This is a genomic window from Mycobacterium sp. Dal123C01 (assembly GCF_052566995.1).
Window position 1 is genome coordinate 4,379,798 of the sequence record NZ_CP199580.1, and the last position, 19,887, is coordinate 4,399,684.

Annotated in this window: 12 protein-coding genes; all 12 read right to left on the bottom strand. The window is 68.1% G+C overall.

Annotated features, from left to right (window positions below; all coding sequences use genetic code 11):
• Positions 1 to 12: 12 nt before the first annotated feature.
• A complete protein-coding gene (locus tag ACTXG5_RS20605; protein WP_445160551.1) occupies positions 13 to 6,426 on the bottom strand; it encodes an SDR family NAD(P)-dependent oxidoreductase in 6,414 nt (2,137 codons plus the stop codon).
• A 135-nt stretch (positions 6,427 to 6,561) separates the two neighbouring features.
• On the bottom strand, positions 6,562 to 7,623 hold the full coding sequence (locus ACTXG5_RS20610; RefSeq protein ID WP_445160552.1) for a type III polyketide synthase: 1,062 nt from the start codon (positions 7,621 to 7,623) through the stop codon (positions 6,562 to 6,564).
• A gap of 162 nt (positions 7,624 to 7,785) precedes the next feature.
• Positions 7,786 to 9,198 (bottom strand): argininosuccinate lyase, encoded by a 1,413-nt coding sequence (argH, locus tag ACTXG5_RS20615; protein WP_445160553.1) that lies wholly within the window; start codon positions 9,196 to 9,198, stop codon positions 7,786 to 7,788.
• A complete protein-coding gene (locus tag ACTXG5_RS20620; protein ID WP_445160554.1) occupies positions 9,195 to 10,415 on the bottom strand; it encodes an argininosuccinate synthase in 1,221 nt (406 codons plus the stop codon). The genes argH and ACTXG5_RS20620 overlap by 4 nt, the downstream gene beginning before the upstream one ends.
• A 22-nt stretch (positions 10,416 to 10,437) precedes the next feature.
• Entirely contained in the window at positions 10,438 to 10,932 is a 495-nt protein-coding gene (locus tag ACTXG5_RS20625; protein ID WP_445160555.1) for an arginine repressor, read from the bottom strand.
• Entirely contained in the window at positions 10,929 to 11,855 is a 927-nt protein-coding gene (gene argF / locus ACTXG5_RS20630; RefSeq protein ID WP_445160556.1) for an ornithine carbamoyltransferase, read from the bottom strand. The genes ACTXG5_RS20625 and argF overlap by 4 nt, the downstream gene beginning before the upstream one ends.
• Positions 11,848 to 13,041: an acetylornithine transaminase gene (locus tag ACTXG5_RS20635; RefSeq protein ID WP_445160557.1), complete on the bottom strand. Its 1,194-nt coding sequence runs from the start codon at positions 13,039 to 13,041 to the stop codon at positions 11,848 to 11,850. Before ACTXG5_RS20635 ends, argF begins: the two co-directional genes overlap by 8 nt.
• Positions 13,038 to 13,928 carry an acetylglutamate kinase gene (gene argB / locus ACTXG5_RS20640; RefSeq protein WP_445160558.1) on the bottom strand — a complete coding sequence of 297 codons (891 nt, stop codon included), beginning with the start codon at positions 13,926 to 13,928 and terminating at the stop codon, positions 13,038 to 13,040. Before argB ends, ACTXG5_RS20635 begins: the two co-directional genes overlap by 4 nt.
• On the bottom strand, positions 13,925 to 15,139 hold the full coding sequence (argJ, locus tag ACTXG5_RS20645) for a bifunctional glutamate N-acetyltransferase/amino-acid acetyltransferase ArgJ (protein WP_445160559.1): 1,215 nt from the start codon (positions 15,137 to 15,139) through the stop codon (positions 13,925 to 13,927). Before argJ ends, argB begins: the two co-directional genes overlap by 4 nt.
• Positions 15,136 to 16,179, bottom strand: a complete 1,044-nt coding sequence (gene argC, locus ACTXG5_RS20650) for an N-acetyl-gamma-glutamyl-phosphate reductase (RefSeq protein WP_445160560.1) — start codon at positions 16,177 to 16,179, stop codon at positions 15,136 to 15,138. The genes argJ and argC overlap by 4 nt, the downstream gene beginning before the upstream one ends.
• 65 nt (positions 16,180 to 16,244) lie before the next feature.
• A complete protein-coding gene (gene pheT / locus ACTXG5_RS20655) occupies positions 16,245 to 18,731 on the bottom strand; it encodes a phenylalanine--tRNA ligase subunit beta (protein WP_445160561.1) in 2,487 nt (828 codons plus the stop codon).
• Positions 18,731 to 19,774 carry a phenylalanine--tRNA ligase subunit alpha gene (gene pheS / locus ACTXG5_RS20660; protein WP_445160562.1) on the bottom strand — a complete coding sequence of 348 codons (1,044 nt, stop codon included), beginning with the start codon at positions 19,772 to 19,774 and terminating at the stop codon, positions 18,731 to 18,733. Before pheS ends, pheT begins: the two co-directional genes overlap by 1 nt.
• Between the last annotated feature and the right edge of the window lie 113 nt (positions 19,775 to 19,887).

A 19,887-nucleotide genomic window follows, 5' to 3' on the forward strand; every position in this document is an offset into this window, starting at 1 on the left:
CTCCTTGGCGTCTTACGAGCCGAGTTCTTCGTCGAGGATCGCGAAGAGTTGGCTTTCGGTGGCAGTGTGGATGTCCTCGTCATCGGCTTCCTGCTGGTCGTATGGATCCAGCTGGGCGCTGAGCGTGGTCAGCAGGGTCTGGATGCGAGTGGTGAGGTGCGGTTTGTCATCGGGCCGCCAATCCGGTTGGTTCAGCAGCGTTTGCAGTTCCCGGGTGATGTCGTTGAAGCGGGCCATCAGGTTGGGCTGCTCGGCCGGAGTCGTGGGGAGCACCAGTCGGGTGTCGAGGTGCTCCGCCAGGACGATCGGCGTCGGGTAGTCGAAGATCAGCGTCGGCGAAAGGGTGAGTCCGGTCGCGGTTTTGAGCCGGTTACGCAGTTCGACGGCGGTCAGTGAGTCGAAGCCGAGGTCTTGAAAGACGCTTCCGGCGTTAATGTCTCCGGCATTGGGGCGGCCCAGTACGGTGGCGGCGTTGCGGCACACCAGGTCCACCAGTTCGCTGTGTCGCTGCTCGGCGGAGAGGCCCTGCAGGCGAGCGACGAGGCCGGTCATCGAGGCGGAGGTGGTGTCGGTCTCATCGATGACGCGTCGGATGGGGCGGGTGACCAGCTGACTCAGCAGCGGGGGCAGCGAGGCACCGTTATCGGCCAGTGCACCGGGGTCGATGCGGGCGGCCACCATCATGGGGCGCTCGGCCAGCATCGCGGTATCGAACAGGCGCAGTGCCTGCTCAGTTGCCATGGGTGCCAACCCAATTCGGCTCATACGGGCTTTGTCGCGCTCGTCGAGGTGTTGGGTCATGCCGCTGGCCTGTTCCCACAGCCCCCAGGCCACCGACAACCCGGCAAGGCCCTGGGCACGCCGATGGGTGGCCAACTCGTCAAGGAAGCTGTTTGCCGCCGCATAGTTTCCCTGGCCCGCGGAACCGACGATTCCGGCCATCGACGAAAACATCACGAACGCTGACAAGTCCACGTCGCGGGTGAGCTCGTGCAGATTCCACGCGCCGTCGACCTTGGCCCGCAACACCGTATCCACCCGCTGGGGGGTCAATGATGCGATCAACCCGTCATCGAGCACCCCGGCGGCGTGGAACACGCCCTTGAGCGGGTACTGCGCCGGCAACTGGGCAAGCAGGCCCGCCACCGCATCGCGATCGGCGACGTCGCAGGCCACCACCGACACCTGGGCTCCGGCGTCTTCGAGCCGCTCGACCAGATCCGCCACCCCTTCGCCCCCGGCGCCGCTGCGGCTGGCCAACACCACATGGGCAGCCCCATAGCGAGCCACCAGATGGGCGGCCACCGCCGACCCGGCCATCCCGGTGCCGCCGGTGATCAGCACACTGCCGCCGGCCAGGCCGCCGCCGGAACCCGCGAGCACCGCATTGCCGGGACCATCGGGGATGGTGAGGACCACCTTGCCGGTGTGGCGGGCCTGGCTGACGAACCGATACGCCGCCGAGGCGCAGCGCACGTCAAACGTCTTGACGGGCAGCGGCTTCAACACGCCTGCGTCGAACATCGCCATCAGGTCGGAGAGCATCGTCGCGGTGAGATCCGGGCCGGCCTCGATCAGGTCGAACGCCCGGTATGTCACGCCGTGGTGTTGCTGGGCCACCGTCTCAGGGTCGCGAAGGTCGGTCTTGCCCATCTCGATGAAGCGCCCGCCACCGACTAACAACCGCAACGACGCGTCGAGGAACTCCCCAGCCAGCGAATTGAGCACCACATCGACTCCCGCGCCGCCGGTCGACGCCAGGAACTTCCCCTCGAAATCCACGGTCCGGGTGTCGCCGATGTGGTCGTCATCAAAGCCCATCGCCCGCAACGTGTCCCACTTGCCGCGACTGGCGGTGGCGAACACCTCGGCACCCCAATGCCGAGCCAACTGCACCGCCGCCATCCCCACCCCGCCGGTGGCGGCGTGCACCAAGACCTTCTCCCCGGCTTTGACGCCGGCCAACACCGGTAGTCCGTACAGGGCGGTCAAGAACACCACCGGCACACTGGCGGCTTGCGCCAACGACCATCCGGGCGGCACCGCGGACACCAGCCGCGCATCGACGACGGCCTCAGATCCGACGACCCCTAACAAGCCCATCACCGGATCGCCCACGGAAAGCCGCTGGACTTCGGGACCGACCTCGACGATCACGCCGGCGCCGTCGACGCCCAGCTCGCCGCCGCCGGGATACATCCCCAACGCCACCAGCACATCCCGGAAGTTCACCCCGACCGCGGCCACCGCCACCCGTACTTGCCCGGCGGCCAGCTCCGCGCGGGGAAGCGTGCGCACCACCAGATCCTCCAGGGTGCCGCCGCCGCCAACGGTCATCCGCCACTGCCCTGCCGGTAACGCCGACACCGACCGCGCCGGGGTCAGCCGCGCCGCGTGCGCGATGCCCGAACGCACCACCAATTGCGGTTCACCGCAGGCGATGACGTCCCCGATGTCCACGGATCCGTCGGAATCGACCAGCAACACCCGGCCCGGCTGCTCGGCCTGCGCCGAACGCACCAACCCCCAGACCGCCGCACCCGCCAGATCCGTGACATCCTCACCAGCCAACCCCACCGCACCATGCGTCAGCACAACCAGCAGCCGCGAATCGTCACCGGCCAGCCACGACTGCAACACATTCAACGCTTCATGAGCTGCCGCGTACACCGATCCCACCGCGTCACCGGTTGCGAAACTCGGCTCCCACACCGTCACGCCGTCGTCGCCAACAGCGTTGGGCTCCAACGACACCGGAGACCACATCACCTCGAGCAGCCCGCCGCCCGCCGGCGGGGCGGCTGCCGCCGCGGTGAGTTGCGCGGCCGAGACGGGACGAACCACCAGCTCGCGCACCGACAGAATCGGCAGGCCGGCGTCGTCGGCCAAGTCCACCGAGACCGCACTCACACCGACCGGCGCTATCCGGACGCGGGCCCGCGAGGCCCCGGCAGCATGCAGACAGACTCCTTGCCAGGAGAACGGCAGCATCGTCTCGGACTGGTCACCGACCACTCCCATCGCATGCAGCGCGGCGTCCACGAGCACCGGATGAATTCCGAAGCCGCCGACCTTGACTCCGGCGACCTCGGGTATGGCGACTTCGGCGAAGACTTCGTTGCCGAGGCGCCACATCGCGTGCAGACCCTGAAACGCCGGACCGTATTCGTATCCGCGTCGGGTCAGCTGCTGGTACGCGTCGGACACATCCACCGCTACTGCTCCCGCGGGCGGCCATACCGACAAGTCCGCGGCCGGATTGCCCGAAGGCGTGCTGCTCAATACGCCCTCGGCATGCAGTGACCATTCCGAATCGGACTGCGCGCCACGCGAATACACTGATACGGACCGCTGACCCGAACTGCCCGCGGCACCCACGACGACCTGCACCTGGACGCCGTCGGCGGCAGGCAACAGCAGCGGCGCTGACAGCGTCAGCTCGTCGACGACGGCACAGCCGACCTCATCGCCGGCCCGCAAAGCCAACTCCACGAACCCGGCCCCCGGGAACAACACCACCCCGGAGACCGCGTGATCGGTCAGCCACGGTTGGGCCGCCAGCGACAGCCGGCCGGTCAGTACCACGGCACCGGAATCGGGCCGCTGCACCACGGCGCCCAGCAAGCCGTGCTCGGCTCCGGCTAAACCCACGCCACCCAGGTCACTGCCGCCAATGCCTAACGGCGGCAGCCAGAATCGCCGCCCCGCAAACGCATACGTCGGCAACTCGACGTGGCATCCGCCGGCGAACACCGAACGCCAATCCACCACCACACCCGCGGCGTGAGCCTGGCCGGCGGACAACCAGAACCTGTCCAGCCCGCCATCGTCGCGGCCCAGCGACGGAATGACGATGGCATCGGCGAGGTTGCGGTCGGCGACAGTGTCTTCGATGCCGGCGATCAACACCGGATGCGGACTGGACTCGATGAACACCCGGTACCCGGCGTCGCTCGCGGTGCGCACCGCCTGTTCGAATTGCACAGTCTGGCGGATGCTGCGGTACCAGTAGTCGGCGTTCAAACCAGCGGTGTCGATGGGTTCGCCGGTGACGGTTGAGAAGAAGGTCACCGAGGAGGAACGTGGCTCGATGCCGGTCAGCGCCTGGGCAAGCGGCTCGCGAATCGCATCGACGTGCGCCGAATGCGAGGCGTAGTCGACATCGATCCTGCGGGCCCGCACGTCGGCGCCCTCACAGCGCTGCATCAGCTCGTCTAGGGCGTCGACGTCTCCGGAGACGACGATGGCCGAAACACCGTTGACCGCAGCGATATTCAGGCGGTCGCCCGACGGCGCCAACAGCTCGCGTGCCTGCGGCAGACTGCACGCCAGCGAGACCATTCCCCCGGCCCCCGACAACCGCACCAACAGCCGACTGCGCAGCGCCACCACCCGAGCGGCATCCTCCAGCGAGAGCGCACCGGCAACACAGGCCGCGGCGATCTCGCCCTGCGAGTGGCCGATGACCGCATCGGGATGCACGCCCACCGAGCGCCACAATTCGGCCAGCGACACCATCATCGCCCAGAGGACGGGTTGCACCACATCCACCCGATCGAGCCCCGGGGCGCCCGGCGCTCCTCGGATCACATCGATCAGAGACCACTCCACGTGCTCACCAAGCGCCTTTTCGCAGCGGTTCAGCTGCTCGGCGAATACCTTCGAGCTGTCGAGTAATTCGGCTCCCATACCGATCCATTGCGAGCCTTGGCCGGGAAACACGAACACCGTCTTGCCGACGGTCTGCGCACGCCCGGCCACCACGTTCGCCCCCGGCTCACCGGCGGCCAACCCGGCCAGCCCCGCCATCAGCTCGTCGCGAGCCCCGACGACCACGGCCCGATGCTCAAACACCGAGCGCGTCGCCACCAGCGACCATCCCACATCGGTCGCACCAAGGTGCTGATCAGCCTCGACGTGTGCCAACAACCGCTGGGCTTGACCCGCCAGCGCCTCGGCGGAACGGGCGGACAGTATCCACGGGACCACCGGCATGTCGCTATCCGCAGTAGCCCCAACGCTTTCCGCCGGCGGAGCTTGCTCGAGGATCACGTGCGCATTCGTCCCGCTGATCCCGAACGACGACACGCCCGCCCGGCGCGGCCGATCCCGCAGCGGCCACGGCTGCGAATCGGTCAGCAACGACACCGCTCCGGCCGACCAATCCACGTGCGGCGTAGGCACATCCACGTGCAGCGTCTTGGGCATCACGCCGTGGCTCATCGCCTGCACCAGCTTGATCACACCGGCGACTCCCGCTGCGGCCGACGTGTGGCCCATGTTGGACTTGATCGACCCCAACCACAGCGGCTGATCGGCCGGCCGATCCTGCCCGTAGGTCGCCAAGATCGCTTGGGCCTCAATGGGATCGCCCAACGTGGTGCCGGTGCCGTGGCCCTCCACCAGATCCACGTCCGCCGTACCCAGCCGCGCACTCTCCAGCGCCGCCCGGATGACCCGCTGCTGCGCCGGGCCGTTGGGGGTCGCTAACCCGTTGGAGGCGCCGTCCTGATTGACCGCGGAGCCCCGCACCACCGCCAACACCCGATGGCCCAACCGCCGCGCATCGGCCAGCCGCTCCAGCACCAGCGCTCCGACGCCCTCGGAGAAACCGGTGCCGTCGGCGGCACCGGCGTAGGCCTTGCATCGACCGTCGGCGGACAGCGCCCGCTGCCGGCTGAACTCCACGAACATCGCCGGGGTGGCCATCACCGTCACGCCGCCGACCAGCGCCACATCGCACTCGCCCGACCGCAGCGACCGCGCGGCCAGATGCAACGCCACCAGCGACGACGAGCACGCGGTATCCACCGACACCGCCGGGCCCTCCAGTCCCAGGGAATACGCGACCCGCCCCGACGCGACACTCAGCGTCGAACCGCGCAGCCCGTATCTCTCCAGGTCCCCGGGCACCCGTCCCTGGCCCCCGTACGAACCGTGGAACACCCCGACAAACACACCCGTCGCCGAACCCCGCAACGTGACCGGGTCAATCCCGGCCCGCTCCAACGCCTCCCACGACACCTCTAGCAACAAGCGCTGCTGAGGATCCATCGCGAGCGCCTCGCTCGGCGCGATCCCGAAGAATGCTGCGTCGAAATCGGCGACATCCGCGAGGAATCCGCCGCTGCGGGTGTACGACTTGCCGGTCGCATCGGGATCGGGATCGAACAGCCCGGCTACATCCCAGCCGCGGTCGGACGGGAAATCCGACACGACATCGCGTCCCTCAACCACCATCTCCCACAAGGCCTCCGGGGAGTCCACTCCACCCGGATAGCGGCACGCCATCCCCACCAAGGCCACCGGCTCGGTCGCTTCCTTGGTTAGCAAAGCCAGGTATTCGCGGTTCTCCCGCTTGAGCCGCTCGTTCTCCTTGAGCGACGTGCGGAGGGCCCTGACCAGCTCTTCAGGAGTGGTATTCATCGAACCCGACCTTCCGTGCTGCCCAACCCAACGGGCGAAGCCGCGCCATCGCGCCTAAATGCAAGATATCTGCACCCGAGAAACTCGAACTCAACAGTTCGATTGCCTACGAGAAGGAGAGTCCGCACGCCCGCATCAGTGCCAGCGCAGCAATACGAGTTCCGAACAGAAGCCAGGTCCCATCGCGATCATCAGACCGGGGCTTCCGCTGGGAGGCGGTTTGGCGAGGGTGTCGCGCAGCACGTGCAGCACCGACGCCGACGAGAGGTTGCCGATCTCGCCGAGCGAACGCCACGTCAGTTCCAGGGCCTCCGGCGGCAGGTCAAGCGCCGCGTTGATCGCCTCGATGACCTTGGGACCACCCGGGTGGCTCACAAAGGCGCCGACGTCCGTCGTGGTCAACCCATGCGCCCCCAGAAACTGGGTGACATCGGCTTCGATGTATTGCTCCACGATCGCCGCGACATCCTTCGACAGCACGAGTTCGAACCCGGTGGTGCCGACGTCGTAGCCCATGGTGCGCAGCGAATCGGGGTAGAGATGGCTGCGCGAATCGAGGATTTCCGGGCCGCTCGCACCGATTTGTTCGGCGCGACGCTCGCCGACTGCTACCACCGCACCGGCGCCGTCAGCAAACAGCGCGCTGCCGACCATACCCGCCAGCGAGGGCTTGTACCCGGGGTAGGTAAGGGAGCAAAGCTCGATCGAGATCAGGGCCGCGACGCCGTCCGGAGTCCCGCGCAGATGGTCGTGCAGCCGGGCCACGCCTGCTGCACCGGCCACGCAGCCCAGGCCGAACAGCGGCACCCGCCGCACGTCGTCGCGCAGGCCGAGCCGCCCGGCGATCCGGGCGTCCACCGACGGGGTCGCCAAGCCGGTGACCGTCGTCGTCATCAGCACGTCGAGGTCGCGTGGTTGCAAACCCGCCTCGTCCAGGGCACCTAACAGCGCCTCGCAGCCCAGGTCAACGGCATTGTCGATGTAGACCTGGTTCGCGACGCCGAAGTCGGTCAGCGTGGGATAGCGCTCCAGGGGCATGACCAGGTGGCGGCTGTTGACTTTGGCGCTGGTGTGCAACTGCCGAACGATGTCTTCGTAGCCCTCGAATTCCGGGATGCTGACGAAAAAGTCAGTGAGTTCTCGCTGCGAATAGCGATACGGCGGCAACGCACCGGACACTCCTGCGATGACGCTCATAGTCCCACCCCTTGGTGACGAACATGCAGGTCGAACGGTTCAACCTTTTGCCTCCGAGCTAGGAGTTTAATCCGCTTACGCGGGCCGTGCCGCAATATGCCGATGACCTCAGAGAATCACCGCAGCGAACCGCGAGTTGCGCGGCGCGAATCATCCTTCGAATTACCCGCTAAGCCGCGACCGCAACTCCGCAGAGCTGTCCAGGACGCCACGCAATTGGACAGCGACTTGGCTGGGCGCGGTCCCCCCGCGGGCGTCGCGCGACGACACCGAACCCTCGATGGTCAGCACCTCACGGACCTGGGCCGTCAGCTCGGGGCTGATGGCGGCCAGCTCGTCGTCGGTCAGCTCCTCGAGCCCGACACCGCGGCCCTCGGCGACCTGCACGGCCGCACCGGCGGCCTCGTGCGCCGATCGGAACGGGACACCTTGGCGGACGAGCCATTCCGCGATGTCGGTGGCCAGGGTGTAGCCGGCCGGGGCCAGCGCCGCCATCCGCTCGACGTGGAACGTCAGGCTGCCCACCAGTCCGGCCATCGCCGGCAACAGCAGCTCCAGCTGGGCCACCGAATCGAACACCGGTTCCTTGTCTTCCTGCAGGTCACGGTTGTAGGCCAGCGGCTGGGCCTTCAGCGTCGCGAGCAACCCGGCCAGGTTTCCGATCAGCCGACCCGACTTGCCGCGGGCCAGCTCGGCGATGTCGGGGTTCTTCTTCTGCGGCATGATCGAGCTGCCGGTCGACCACGAATCATGCAGGGTGACGTAGCCGAACTCCGTCGAGCTCCACAGGATGATGTCCTCGGCCAGCCGGGACAGGTCGACGCCGATCATGGCGAAGACGAACGCCGCCTCGGCAGCAAAGTCCCGGGCGGCGGTCGCGTCGATCGAATTGGTGGCGGCCGCCGCAAAACCGAGGTCCGCGGCGATCGCGTCGGGGTCCAGGCCCAACGATGAGCCGGCCAGCGCTCCCGATCCGTACGGCGACACCGCCGCACGTTTGTCGAAGTCCACGATGCGGTCCACGTCGCGCAGCAAGGGATGAGCGTGCGCGAGCAGATGGTGGGCCAGCAGGATCGGCTGGGCGGACTGCATATGGGTTTTGCCGGGCATGATCGCCGTCGGGTGGGCGCCGGCCTGGGCGGTCAGCGCGCCGACGAGGTCCAGCGCGCCGGCGGCGACCCGTCGCACGGCGTCGCGAAGCCACATCCGGAACAGCGTGGCCACCTGGTCGTTGCGCGACCGGCCGGCCCGCAGCCGGCCACCCAAATCGGGCCCGACCCGGTCGATCAGTCCACGCTCCAGCGCGCCGTGCACGTCCTCGTCGGTCACCAGCGGGCCGAAGCTGCCGTCGGCGATGTCTTCGGCGAGGCTGTCCAGCCCGACGAGCAGCCCGTCGCGCTGTTCTTCGGTGAGCAACCCGGCCCGGAACAGCACGATGGTGTGCGCCCGCGATGCGATGACGTCGTAGGGAGCGAGCACCCAGTCGAAGTGAGTGGACTTGCTCAGTGCCGCCAGCGCCTCGGACGGCCCGTCGGCGAACCGACCGCCCCACAGCGATCCCTCGCGAGTGCTCACGTTTCGTCCGGGCCCTCTTCCGAGGCCAGGTCCCGGCGGGCGGCCAGCTTCGACGACAACCCGTGCACGTAGACGAAGCCCTTCGACATGGACTGGTCGAAGGTGTCGCCCTCGTCGTAGGTGGCCAGATTGAAGTCGTAGAGCGACTCGGCGCTGCGGCGGCCGTTCACCGCAATGTGGCCGCCGTGCAACACCATCCGGATCTCCCCGGACACGTGCTCCTGTGTCTTGGCGACGAAGGTCTCTAACGCGACCTTCAGCGGCGAGTACCAGAGCCCGTCGTACACCAATTCACCCCAGCGCTGGTCGGTCTGCCGCTTGAACCGGGCCAGCTCGCGCTCCAGCGTGACGTGTTCAAGTTCGGTGTGGGCGGTGATGAGCACCATCGCGCCGGGAGCCTCGTAAATCTCGCGGCTCTTGATGCCCACCAGCCGGTCCTCGACGACGTCGAGGCGCCCGACGCCCTGCGCCCCGGCGCGACGGTTGAGTTCCTCGATGGCTTGCAGCATCGTCACCGGCTTGTCGTCAATCGACACCGGAACGCCGCGTTCGAAACCGACGATCACCTCGTCGGGTGTGCTCCAGTTGAGGGTGGGGTCTTCGGTGTAGTCGTAGACGTCCTTGGTCGGCGCATTCCACAGGTGTTCCAGGAAGCCGGTTTCCACCGCGCGGCCCCACACGTTCTGGTCGATGGAGAACGGCGAGCGTTTGGTGACGTTGATCGGGATCGCGTTCTCCTCGGCGAACGCGATCGCCTTCTCCCTCGTCCACGCATAATCGCGGACCGGGGCTAGCACCTCCAAATCCGGTGCCAGCGAAGCGAATCCGACTTCGAACCGGACTTGGTCGTTGCCCTTGCCGGTACAGCCGTGCGCGACGATGCCGCCGCCGTGCTCGCGAGCGGCGGCGACCAGGTGTTTGACGATCAGCGGCCGGCTGATGGCCGATACCAGCGGGTAGCGGTCCATGTACAGCGCGTTGTTCAGGACGGTGGGCAGGCAGTATTCCTCGGCGAACTCGTCGCGGGCATCGACGACGACGGCCTCGACCGCACCGCAGTCCAGGGCCCGCTGGCGGATGACTTCCATGTCTTCGCCGCCCTGGCCGAGGTCGATCGCCACCGCCACGACCTCACGGCCGGTCTCCTTGCCTATCCAGCTGATGGCCACCGAGGTGTCCAGACCGCCGGAATACGCCAGGATGACGCGTTCTGACATGAATCAATCTCCAATCCGCAATCTATTTAAGGTTTTCCAGAGTGCTGGCCAGCTCGGCGCCGGTCATCGGCTCCCGAGCGGCCACGAAGAGGGTGTCGTCCCCGGCGATGGTGCCGACGACGTACGGTAACGCCGCACGATCGATTGCGCTGGCTAAATAGTCAGCTGCACCCGGCGGAGTTCGCAGCACGGCGAGGTTCGCACTGGCGTCGGTGGACACCAGCAGCTCGCTCAGCAGCCGCGACAGGCGTGCGGTGCCCCCGGAGACGCCGCGCACCGGGCTGCCGTCCTCGGGGACGACGTAGACCCCGACGCCGCCGTCGGCACCGCGCAGCTTCACCGCGCCGAGCTCTTCCAGGTCGCGCGACAGCGTGGCCTGGGTGACGTCGATGCCCTCGTCGGCCAGTAGGCCAGCGAGTTCGGTTTGGCTGCGTACCGGGGCCGACGACAGGATTGCCACGATGCGGGCCTGCCGGCTGACGCGGGTGGTTTCGGCGGTGGCCTTGGTGCGGGTCATCGGGACCGCTCCAGCAGCCACACCAGCAGCCCTTTCTGGGCGTGCAGCCGGTTTTCGGCCTCGTCCCAGACCACGCTGGCCGGCCCGTCCATCACCTCGTCGGTGATCTCGTCGCCACGGTGGGCCGGAAGGCAGTGCAGCACAATGGCTTCCGAGTCAGCCAGCCCGAGCAGCTGCGCGTTGATCTGAAACGGCCGAAACGGCTTGACCCGGTCCAGCCCGTCGGATTCTTGTCCCATCGACGTCCAGGTATCGGTCACCAAGACATCGGCGCTCGCGGCCGCCGCGTCCGCGTCGGTGGTCACGGTGACCGAGGCGCCGGTTTCCGCGGCGCGCCGCTCGGCGGCGGCCACCACGGCCGGGTCCGGCGCGAAGCCGTCCGGGGCGGCGACCGTGACGTGGATGCCGGCGGTGACCGCACCGAGCATCAGGGAATGCGCCATGTTGTTGGCGCCGTCGCCGAAGTAGGACAAGGCCAAACCGCGCAGCGATCCCTTGTGTTCGGCGATGGTCTGTAGATCGGCCAGCACCTGGCAGGGATGGAACGTGTCGGACAGCGCATTGACCACCGGCACCGTCGCGGTCGAGGCCATGGCGTCGAGCCGGTCTTGTCCGAAGGTCCGCCAGACGATGGCGTCGACGTACCGGGACAGCACCTGCGCGGTGTCCTGCAGCGTCTCGTCGCGGCCCAGCTGGGTGGTGCCGCTGTCGACGACGACGGGATGCCCGCCCAGCTGGGCGATGCCCACCTCGAACGAGAACCGGGTGCGGGTGGAGTTCTTGTCGAACAGGACCGCGACGCCGCGCGGGCCTTCCAGGGGACGACGGCTGAACGGGTTCTTCTTCAGCTCGGCGGCCAGCGCGAGGACCTCGGCCTGTTCGTCCGGGGACAGATCGTCGTCGCGCAGGAAATGCTTAGGCATGTGCGCCCCCGGCCGTGTCGAGGATGCCGGGCAGCGCGGTGATGAAGCTGTCGATCTGAGCCTCGGTGACCACCAGCGGCGGCGCCAACCGGATGACGTCGGCCCCGGTGGCGTTGACCAGGAATCCGCAATCGCGCGCGGCGGCCTCGACGTCCTTGGCACGCGGCGCGGTCAGCACCACCCCGCACAGCAGTCCACGGCCCCGGGTGTGGTCGATCAGCGGGTGGCCGAGCGCTTCGATGCCTTGGCGCAGCGACTTGCCCAACACCTCGGCGTGCCGGATCAGGTCCTCGTCGACCAGTACCCGCAACACCGCGCGGGCGGCCGCGGTGCACACCGGGTTACCGCCAAAGGTGCTGCCGTGCAGGCCGGGTGTCAACAGTTCGGCCGCAGGCCCGAGGGCCAGCACCGCACCGATCGGCAGTCCGCCGCCGAGCCCCTTGGCCAGGGTCACCACGTCGGGGGTGATGCCGTCGTGCTGGTGCGCGAAAAAGGCTCCGGTGCGGCCGATTCCGGTCTGCACCTCGTCGAGGACCAGCAGGGCGCCGTGCCGTGCAGTGATGTCGCGAGCCGCCGCCAGGTAGCCCGCCGGCGGGACCACGACGCCGCTCTCCCCCATGATCGGTTCCAGGAATACCGCCGCGGTGTCGTTGTCGACGGCGGCGGCCAGCGCGTCGGCGTCGCCGTACGGCACGTGTTTGACGTCACCCGGCAACGGCTCGAACGGCGCCTGCTTGGCCGGCTGGCCGGTCAGTGCCAGCGAGCCCATCGTGCGCCCGTGGAAACCCTCCTGCGCGGCAACCAGTTTCGTGCGGCCGGTGAGCCGGGACAGCTTGAACGCCATCTCGTTGGCTTCGGTACCCGAGTTGCAGAAGAAGACCCGGGTCGGGGTGTCGGTGCCCAGCAGGGCAACCAATTCCTCGGCCAGCGCGACACCGGGCTCGGTGGCATACAGGTTGGAGGTGTGTCCCAGCGTCGACATCTGTTGTGTGACGGCCTCGATCACCGCCGGGTGGCGATGGCCGAGAACGTTGACCGCGATGCCACCGAGCAGGTCGAGATAGCTCTTGCCGTCCACATCGGTGACCACGGCGCCGTCACCACTGGCCAGGGCCACCGCCGGGGTGCCGTAGTTGTTCATCATCACGGCTTCCCACCGCTTGCGCATGGTGTCGGTGTGGGTCATGCCGGCACCACCTTGGTGCCGGTGCCCGCGTCGGTGAACAGCTCCACCAGCACGCAGTGTTTGACCCTGCCGTCGATGACGTGGGCGCTGGGCACCCCCGCGGTGACGGCTCGCAGACACGCTTCTACCTTGGGGATCATGCCCGCCTCCAAAGTGGGTAGCAGTTGCGCCAATGTGGCAGTATCGATTTCGCTGACCAGCGAACCGCGGTCCGGCCAGCTGGTGTACAGGCCCTCGACATCGGTGAGCATCAACAGTTTTTCGGCGCCCAGCGCCTCGGCCAACGCGGCCGCGGCGGTGTCGGCGTTGATGTTGTGGACCACGCCTTCGGCGTCTGGCGCGAGCGTCGACACCACCGGAATACGGCGCGCCGCAATCAGATCCAACACCGCGGCGGTGTTGACCTTGTCGACGTCGCCGACCAGGCCGATGTCGGTGGCCACGCCGTCGACGGTGACGCTGCGCCGCACCGCGGTGAAAAGCTGGGCATCCTCGCCGGTGATGCCGACGGCATAGGGCCCGTACGCGTTGATCAGGTTGACCAGTTCGCGGCCCACCTGTCCGAACAGCACCATCCGCGCAACGTCGAGCACTTCCGGTGTGGTGACGCGAAATCCGCCCTTGAAGTCACCCTTGTCGATGCCGAGCCGGCGCAGCATGGCGGTGATCTGCGGTCCGCCGCCATGCACGACGACGGGGTGGATTCCGCAGTTGCGCAGAAACGCCATGTCCGCGGCGAACGCCTGGCGCAGCGTCTCGTCGGTCATCGCGTTGCCGCCGTATTTGACCACGACGATCTTGCCGTGCAGCTGCTTGAGCCAGGGCAGTGCTTCGGCCAGCACCTGGGCCTTGACCTGGGTGGGTAATTCGTCGGTATTGATCGTCATGAGCTGTAGGCCGAATTTTCTTCGACGTAGGCGTGTGACAGATCCGTGGTCCGGATGGTGCCCTGGCCGTCGCCGAGGCCGAGATCGACGATGACGTCGATGTCGGTCCCAGACAGATCCACCTCACGCGAGCCCGGAGCCCCGGCCCCGTCGGCGCAGACCACAGAACCGTTGAACGACACGGTGATTCGATCGGGATCGATGACGACCCCCGGCGCCAGGCCGACCGCCGCCACCACCCGGCCCCAGTTGGGATCCGATCCGAACATCGCGGTCTTGACCAGGCTGTCGCGGGCGATCGCCCGGGCGGCCAGCACCGCGTCGGCCTCGGAGGCGGCCCCGGTCACTGTCACGGTGACGCGCTTGGTCACTCCCTCGGCGTCGGCTTGCAGTTGAAGACACAGATCGTCACAGACCCGCTGCACGGCGTCGTCGAGATCGGCCTGGGACGGGGCGATCCCACTGGCACCTGACGCCAACAACAGCACGGTGTCGTTGGTGGAACAGCAGCCGTCGATGTCGAGTCGATCGAAGGTGCGGCCGGATGCGCGGCGCAGCGCCTGGTCGAGGGCCGCCGAGTCGGCGACCGCGTCGGTGGTCAGCACAGAAAGCATGGTGGCCAGCGACGGCGCCATCATGCCCGCGCCCTTGGCCATGCCGCCGACCGTCCAGTTGTTCTTATGGTGCAGCGCAACCTGTTTGGGCACCGTGTCAGTGGTCATGATGGCCTGGGCGGCCTCGTCGCCGCCGCTCAGCCCGCCATGCATTTCGTGCACGATATGCGCGACGCCGCCCAGCACCTTGTCCATTGGCAGCCGGTCGCCGATTATCCCGGTGGAGCAGACAGCGACCTCGATGGCCCCGGTCTCAGTTCCCCAGTCCGACAACGCGGCCGCGACCGCCTCCGCGGTGGCGTGAGTGTCCTGGAAGCCGGCCGGCCCGGTGCACGCATTGGCGCCGCCGGAGTTGAGAATCACCGCGCGCAGCGCGCCGGTGGTGAGCACCTGCTGGGTCCACAGCACCGGCGCGGCCTTGACCTGGTTGCGGGTGAACACCGCGGCGGCCGCGTAGTCGGGTCCTTCGTTGAAGACCAGAGCGAGGTCAGGAGCTCCGGATTTTTTGATTCCGGCGGCAATTCCTGCCGCGCGGAAGCCTTCGGGCGCGGTGACGCCCTGGGTGCGTACCAGCCGCACCGCCTCGCGCTGGGTCATGGCGCCACCCCGACCACCGAAAGACCCTCTGTCTCCGGCCAACCCAAGGCCAGATTCATCGACTGCACCGCGGCTCCGCCGGTGCCCTTGACTAAGTTGTCGATCGCCGCGATCGCGACGAACGTCTCGGCGGCCTCGTCCACCGCGACCGCGACCTGCGCCGCGTTGCTGCCGATGACTGAGCCGGTGCGGGGCAGCTGACCATCAGGCATCAGGTAGATGAAAGGTTCGGCGTCGTAAGCCTTTTCATATGCCGCCCGCAGCTGCGACAGCGGCGCCTGGGTACGCGCAGTGCAGGTGGCCAGGATGCCCCGGGAAGTCGGGATAAGCACCGGCGTGAAGGACACCGTGACATCGCGATTGGTGACGGCCCGCAGCCCCTGGGCGATTTCTGGGGTGTGCCGATGCGCCCCGGCGATGTTGTAGGCCCGCGCCGATCCGATGACTTCGGAGCCGAGCAGGTCGGTTTTGGCCGCGCGACCGGCCCCGGAGGTGCCGCTGACGGCGACCACGGTGACGGCGGGTTCGACGAGGTCCTCGGCCACCGCGGGCAGCAATGCCAGCAGCGCCGCGGTCGGATAGCAGCCCGGCACCGCGATGCGCCGCGCGCCACGCAGCCGCTCCCGTGCCCCGGGCAACTCCGGCAGGCCGTAGGGCCAGCTGCCGGCATGCGGGGACCCGTAGTAGTGCTCCCACGCCGACGCGTCGGTCAGCCGGAAGTCCGCGCCGCAGTCGATGATCAGGGTGTCGGGGCCGAGCTGCTCGGCCAGTGCTGCCGAATGCCCGTGTGGCAAGCCCAGGAACACGACGTCATGCCCGCTCAGCACGTCAAGCTCGGTGGGCTCGACCACTCGCTGGGCCAGCGGAATCAAGTGCGGATGATGCTCGGCGAGCGTGCTGCCGGCGCTGGCCGCCGCGGTCAGCGCCCCAATGGTGAGCCGGCCGTCGGCGTAGGCCGGATGCCCGAGCAGCAACCGCAGGATCTCTCCGCCCGCATAGCCGCTGGCACCGGCAATCGCCACCTTTATCGCGTCGGCCATTCCGGCAATTCTGCATGATTATGCAGTCGTTTGCAAATCCATGCTTAGAGCCCGATGAGCGGGTTTCAGGCGCGCAGTACGGCGCCCACCACCTCGGCGGCGCGGCGCACGGCGGCATCGCGGGCCGCACTGGCGTCGTCTTCGGTCAGCGTGCGATCCGGCGCGCGGAACCGCAGCGCAAACGTCAGCGACTTGCGGTTCGCGCCGACCTGCGGACCGGTGAACACGTCGAACAACTGCATGTCTTCCAGCAGCTCGCCGGCGCCCGCGCGCACGGCGTCGGCCACGGCCTGGGCCGGAATGTCCGCGGACACCACCAGGCTGAGATCCTGGAAGACGGCCGGGAACGGCGACACCCTGGGCGCCGGCAACAGCTCGGTAAGGGGAAGAGCATCGAGGTTGAGTTCCAGGGCACAGGTCGCCTTCGGCAGGCCGGAACGCTCGATGACGGCCGGATGCAGCTGACCCGCGTGACCGATGAGAGTGTCCCCGACGAGGACCTCGGCGCACCGGCCCGGATGCCACGGCAGGTACTGGGCCGCCCGGAGCGTGACGTCAATTCCACTGGCGCGAGCGATGATTCGCACGGCCTCCAGTGCATCGGCGGCGTCGACTCTGCGGCCGGGACCCCAGGGGCCCCGTGGTTCACGCAGCCCGACCAACACCACGGCGACATGCTGCGGCTGCGTAGGCAGTGACGCGTCGAGCGTGGCGATCTCGGCGTCGGTCGGCCGGCGGTCGACGGGTATGAGCTCGACGCGCTGGGTCTGCTCGGTCGGCTGCACCACCTGGGCGATGGCATACAGCGCCGCATCGACCAGGCCTCGGGATACGTTGCGCCCCAATGCTTCCAGCAATCCCGGCAGCAGCGTGGTGGCCAGCTCCGGGCGATCGGCGTCCAGCGGGTTGAGCACCCGTGTCGTCGAGCGACGCGGGTCGTCGGCCGGCAGACCCCAGAGATCGAACACGCCGGCGGGCAAAAACGGGGTCGGCAGGATCTCGACGTACCCCGACTGCGCGAGGGATTTGCCGATCGCACGCCGGCGTTTCTGCACCGCCGTCAGTCCCCGGCCCGCGGGTGCCGACGGCAGCACCGACGGGATGACCTCCAGCCCCTCTAGCCGCAGCACCTCCTCGACAAGGTCGGCGGGCTGCAACAAATCGGGCCGCCAGCTCGGCGGTGTCACCGTCAGCAGGTCGCCGTTTTCGGCTACCGCAGCACCGATTTGGGCGAGGCGCCGGGCGGTGGTGCCCGGGGCGTAGGCCACTCCGGCGAAACGGTCCGGCAGGTCGACGGCCATCGAGATCGGCGGTAGTGACCAGTCGTCCCGCGGCGGATCTCCTCGCCAATCAGTCAGGGTCCCCGATACCGCTCCCCCGGCGATGTCGGCCAGCAGCGCGGCACATCGGTCCAGCGCGGCCACCGAAATGGCCGGGTCGACGCCGCGCTCGTACCGACGGGCGGCCTCACTGGGTAGGTGCAGCCGCCGCTGAGTGCGCGACACGGCGGCCGGGTCCCACACCGCCGACTCCAGCAGCACGTCGGTGGAATCGGCACGCACTTCGGTGCTTGCCGCACCCATCACGCCGCCGATCGCGGTCGTCGCGACGTCATCGACGATCAGAACATCCGCCGGATCGAGTTTGCGCTCAACGTCATCGAGCGTGACGACCGTCTCGCCGGGCCGGGCGAACCGCACCGTGAAGTCACCGGAGATGCGGTTGCGGTCGTGGGCGTGCATCGGATGGCCTAGTTCCAGCATCACGTAATTGGTCACGTCCACGGCCGGGGAGGTCGCGCGGATGCCGGAGAGCAGCAGCCGGCGCTGCAGCCACCAGGGCGACACCGCGGCGGGATCGATTCCGGTGACCGGGCGCAGCGCGAACCGGCGGACGCCGGTTTCCGCCTGCACCGTCAGCGGCCATGCTTCTCCGTCGGCCGGCAACGGCTTCACCTCCGCCGGGTCGACGAAGTCCAAGTCGTAGGCGCAGGCGATCTCGCGGGCCAGGCCGCGCACCGACATGCCGTAACCACGGTCGGGGGTGATGGCCACGTTGAAGACCACATCGTCTAGTCCGAGCACTTCGGCGCCGCTGGCGCCCGGTTCGGCCGTTCCCGGTGGCAGCACCAGAATCCCGGAATGCTCGGCCCCCAAGCCGAGTTCGGCCGCCGAGCAGATCATTCCGGCGGAATTACGGCCATAGGTCTTGCGGGCGGCAATGGCAAAGCCGCCGGGCAGCGTGCTGCCGGGCAATGCCACTACCACCAGATCGCCGACCGCGAAGTTCGTTGCACCACAAACGATTCCGCGGTCCTCTTCCGAGCCGACATCCACCAGGCAGGCGCGGATCGGCTTCTTGAAATCGGTGAGCTCCTCGATGGCGGTCACCCGGCCCACGGTCAGTGGGCCGTCGACCGGACCTAGGGTGATGACTTCCTCGACTTCGTGGCCGATGCGCACCAGCGTCTGTTCGAGATCACTCGCAGCGACATCCCAGCCCGGCGCTCCGGCGGCAACCACTTCGCGCAGCCAGCTGTAGGGAATACGCATTACAGACCCACCCCGAACGGCAACGAGAACCGGATGTCGCCTTCGACGATGTCGCGCATGTCGGGGATGCCATTGCGGAACTGCAGGGTGCGTTCCAGGCCCATCCCGAACGCGAAGCCAGAATAGATCTCGGGATCAATGCCCGCGGCCCGCAACACGTTTGGATGCACCATCCCGCAGCCGCCCCACTCCACCCAGCCGGCACCGCCCTTCTTGCCGACAAACCACACGTCGACCTCGGCGGACGGCTCGGTGAACGGGAAGAAGTGCGGCCGGATCCGGGTGCGGGCCTCGGGACCGAACTCCGCGCGCGCGAACGCGTCCAGCGTTCCACGCAGGTGCGCCATCGACAGACCACGATCCACGGCCAAACCCTCGACCTGGTGGAAGACCGGGGTGTGGGTGGTATCGAGTTCGTCGGTGCGGAAGGTGCGCCCGATCGAGACGATGTAAACCGGCAGCTCGCGCCCCAGCAGGGTGCGCACCTGCACCGGCGAGGTGTGGGTGCGCAGCAGCTGCCGGGAATCCTCCGGCGCGACATAGAAGGTGTCCTGCTCGCTGCGCGCGGGATGGTCGGGCGGGAAGTTCAGGGCATCGAAGTTGAACTGTTCGGTTTCGACCTCGGGGCCCTCCGCCAGCTCCCAACCCATCGCGATGAACGTGTCGGCGACGTGTTCGGCCAGGATCGTGATCGGGTGCCGGGCGCCGGGGGGCTGCCGAGTCGACGGCAGGGTGACGTCGATGCTTTCGGCGACCAGGACGGCCACGTCCCGCTCGGCACGCAGCGCCGCCAGGCGTTCGTCGTAGCTGCGTTGGACCTCGCCGCGTGCGGTGTTGACGCGCTTGCCGGCGTCGGAGCGCTCCTCCTTGGCCAGTGTCCCCAGCGCTTGCCTGGCCAGCGCCACCGGTGAGCGGTCGCCCAGGTGCTCGGTTTTGATGAGTGCCAGCGCGTCGAGGTTTTCGGCAAGTCCGATGGCCTGCCGGGCGGCGCTGACCGCCTCGGCCAACGCTTCCGGCGACAGGTCGACGGGTTGATCACCCACGCGGCGACACTCTCCTTGCTGACGAGGCGGTACAGGCTGCCCGCATCGTCGCCGAACGGGCGGGCTTGAGCGCGGCACGGGTCGAGTGCCGATCATATGCGACTCGGTGAATG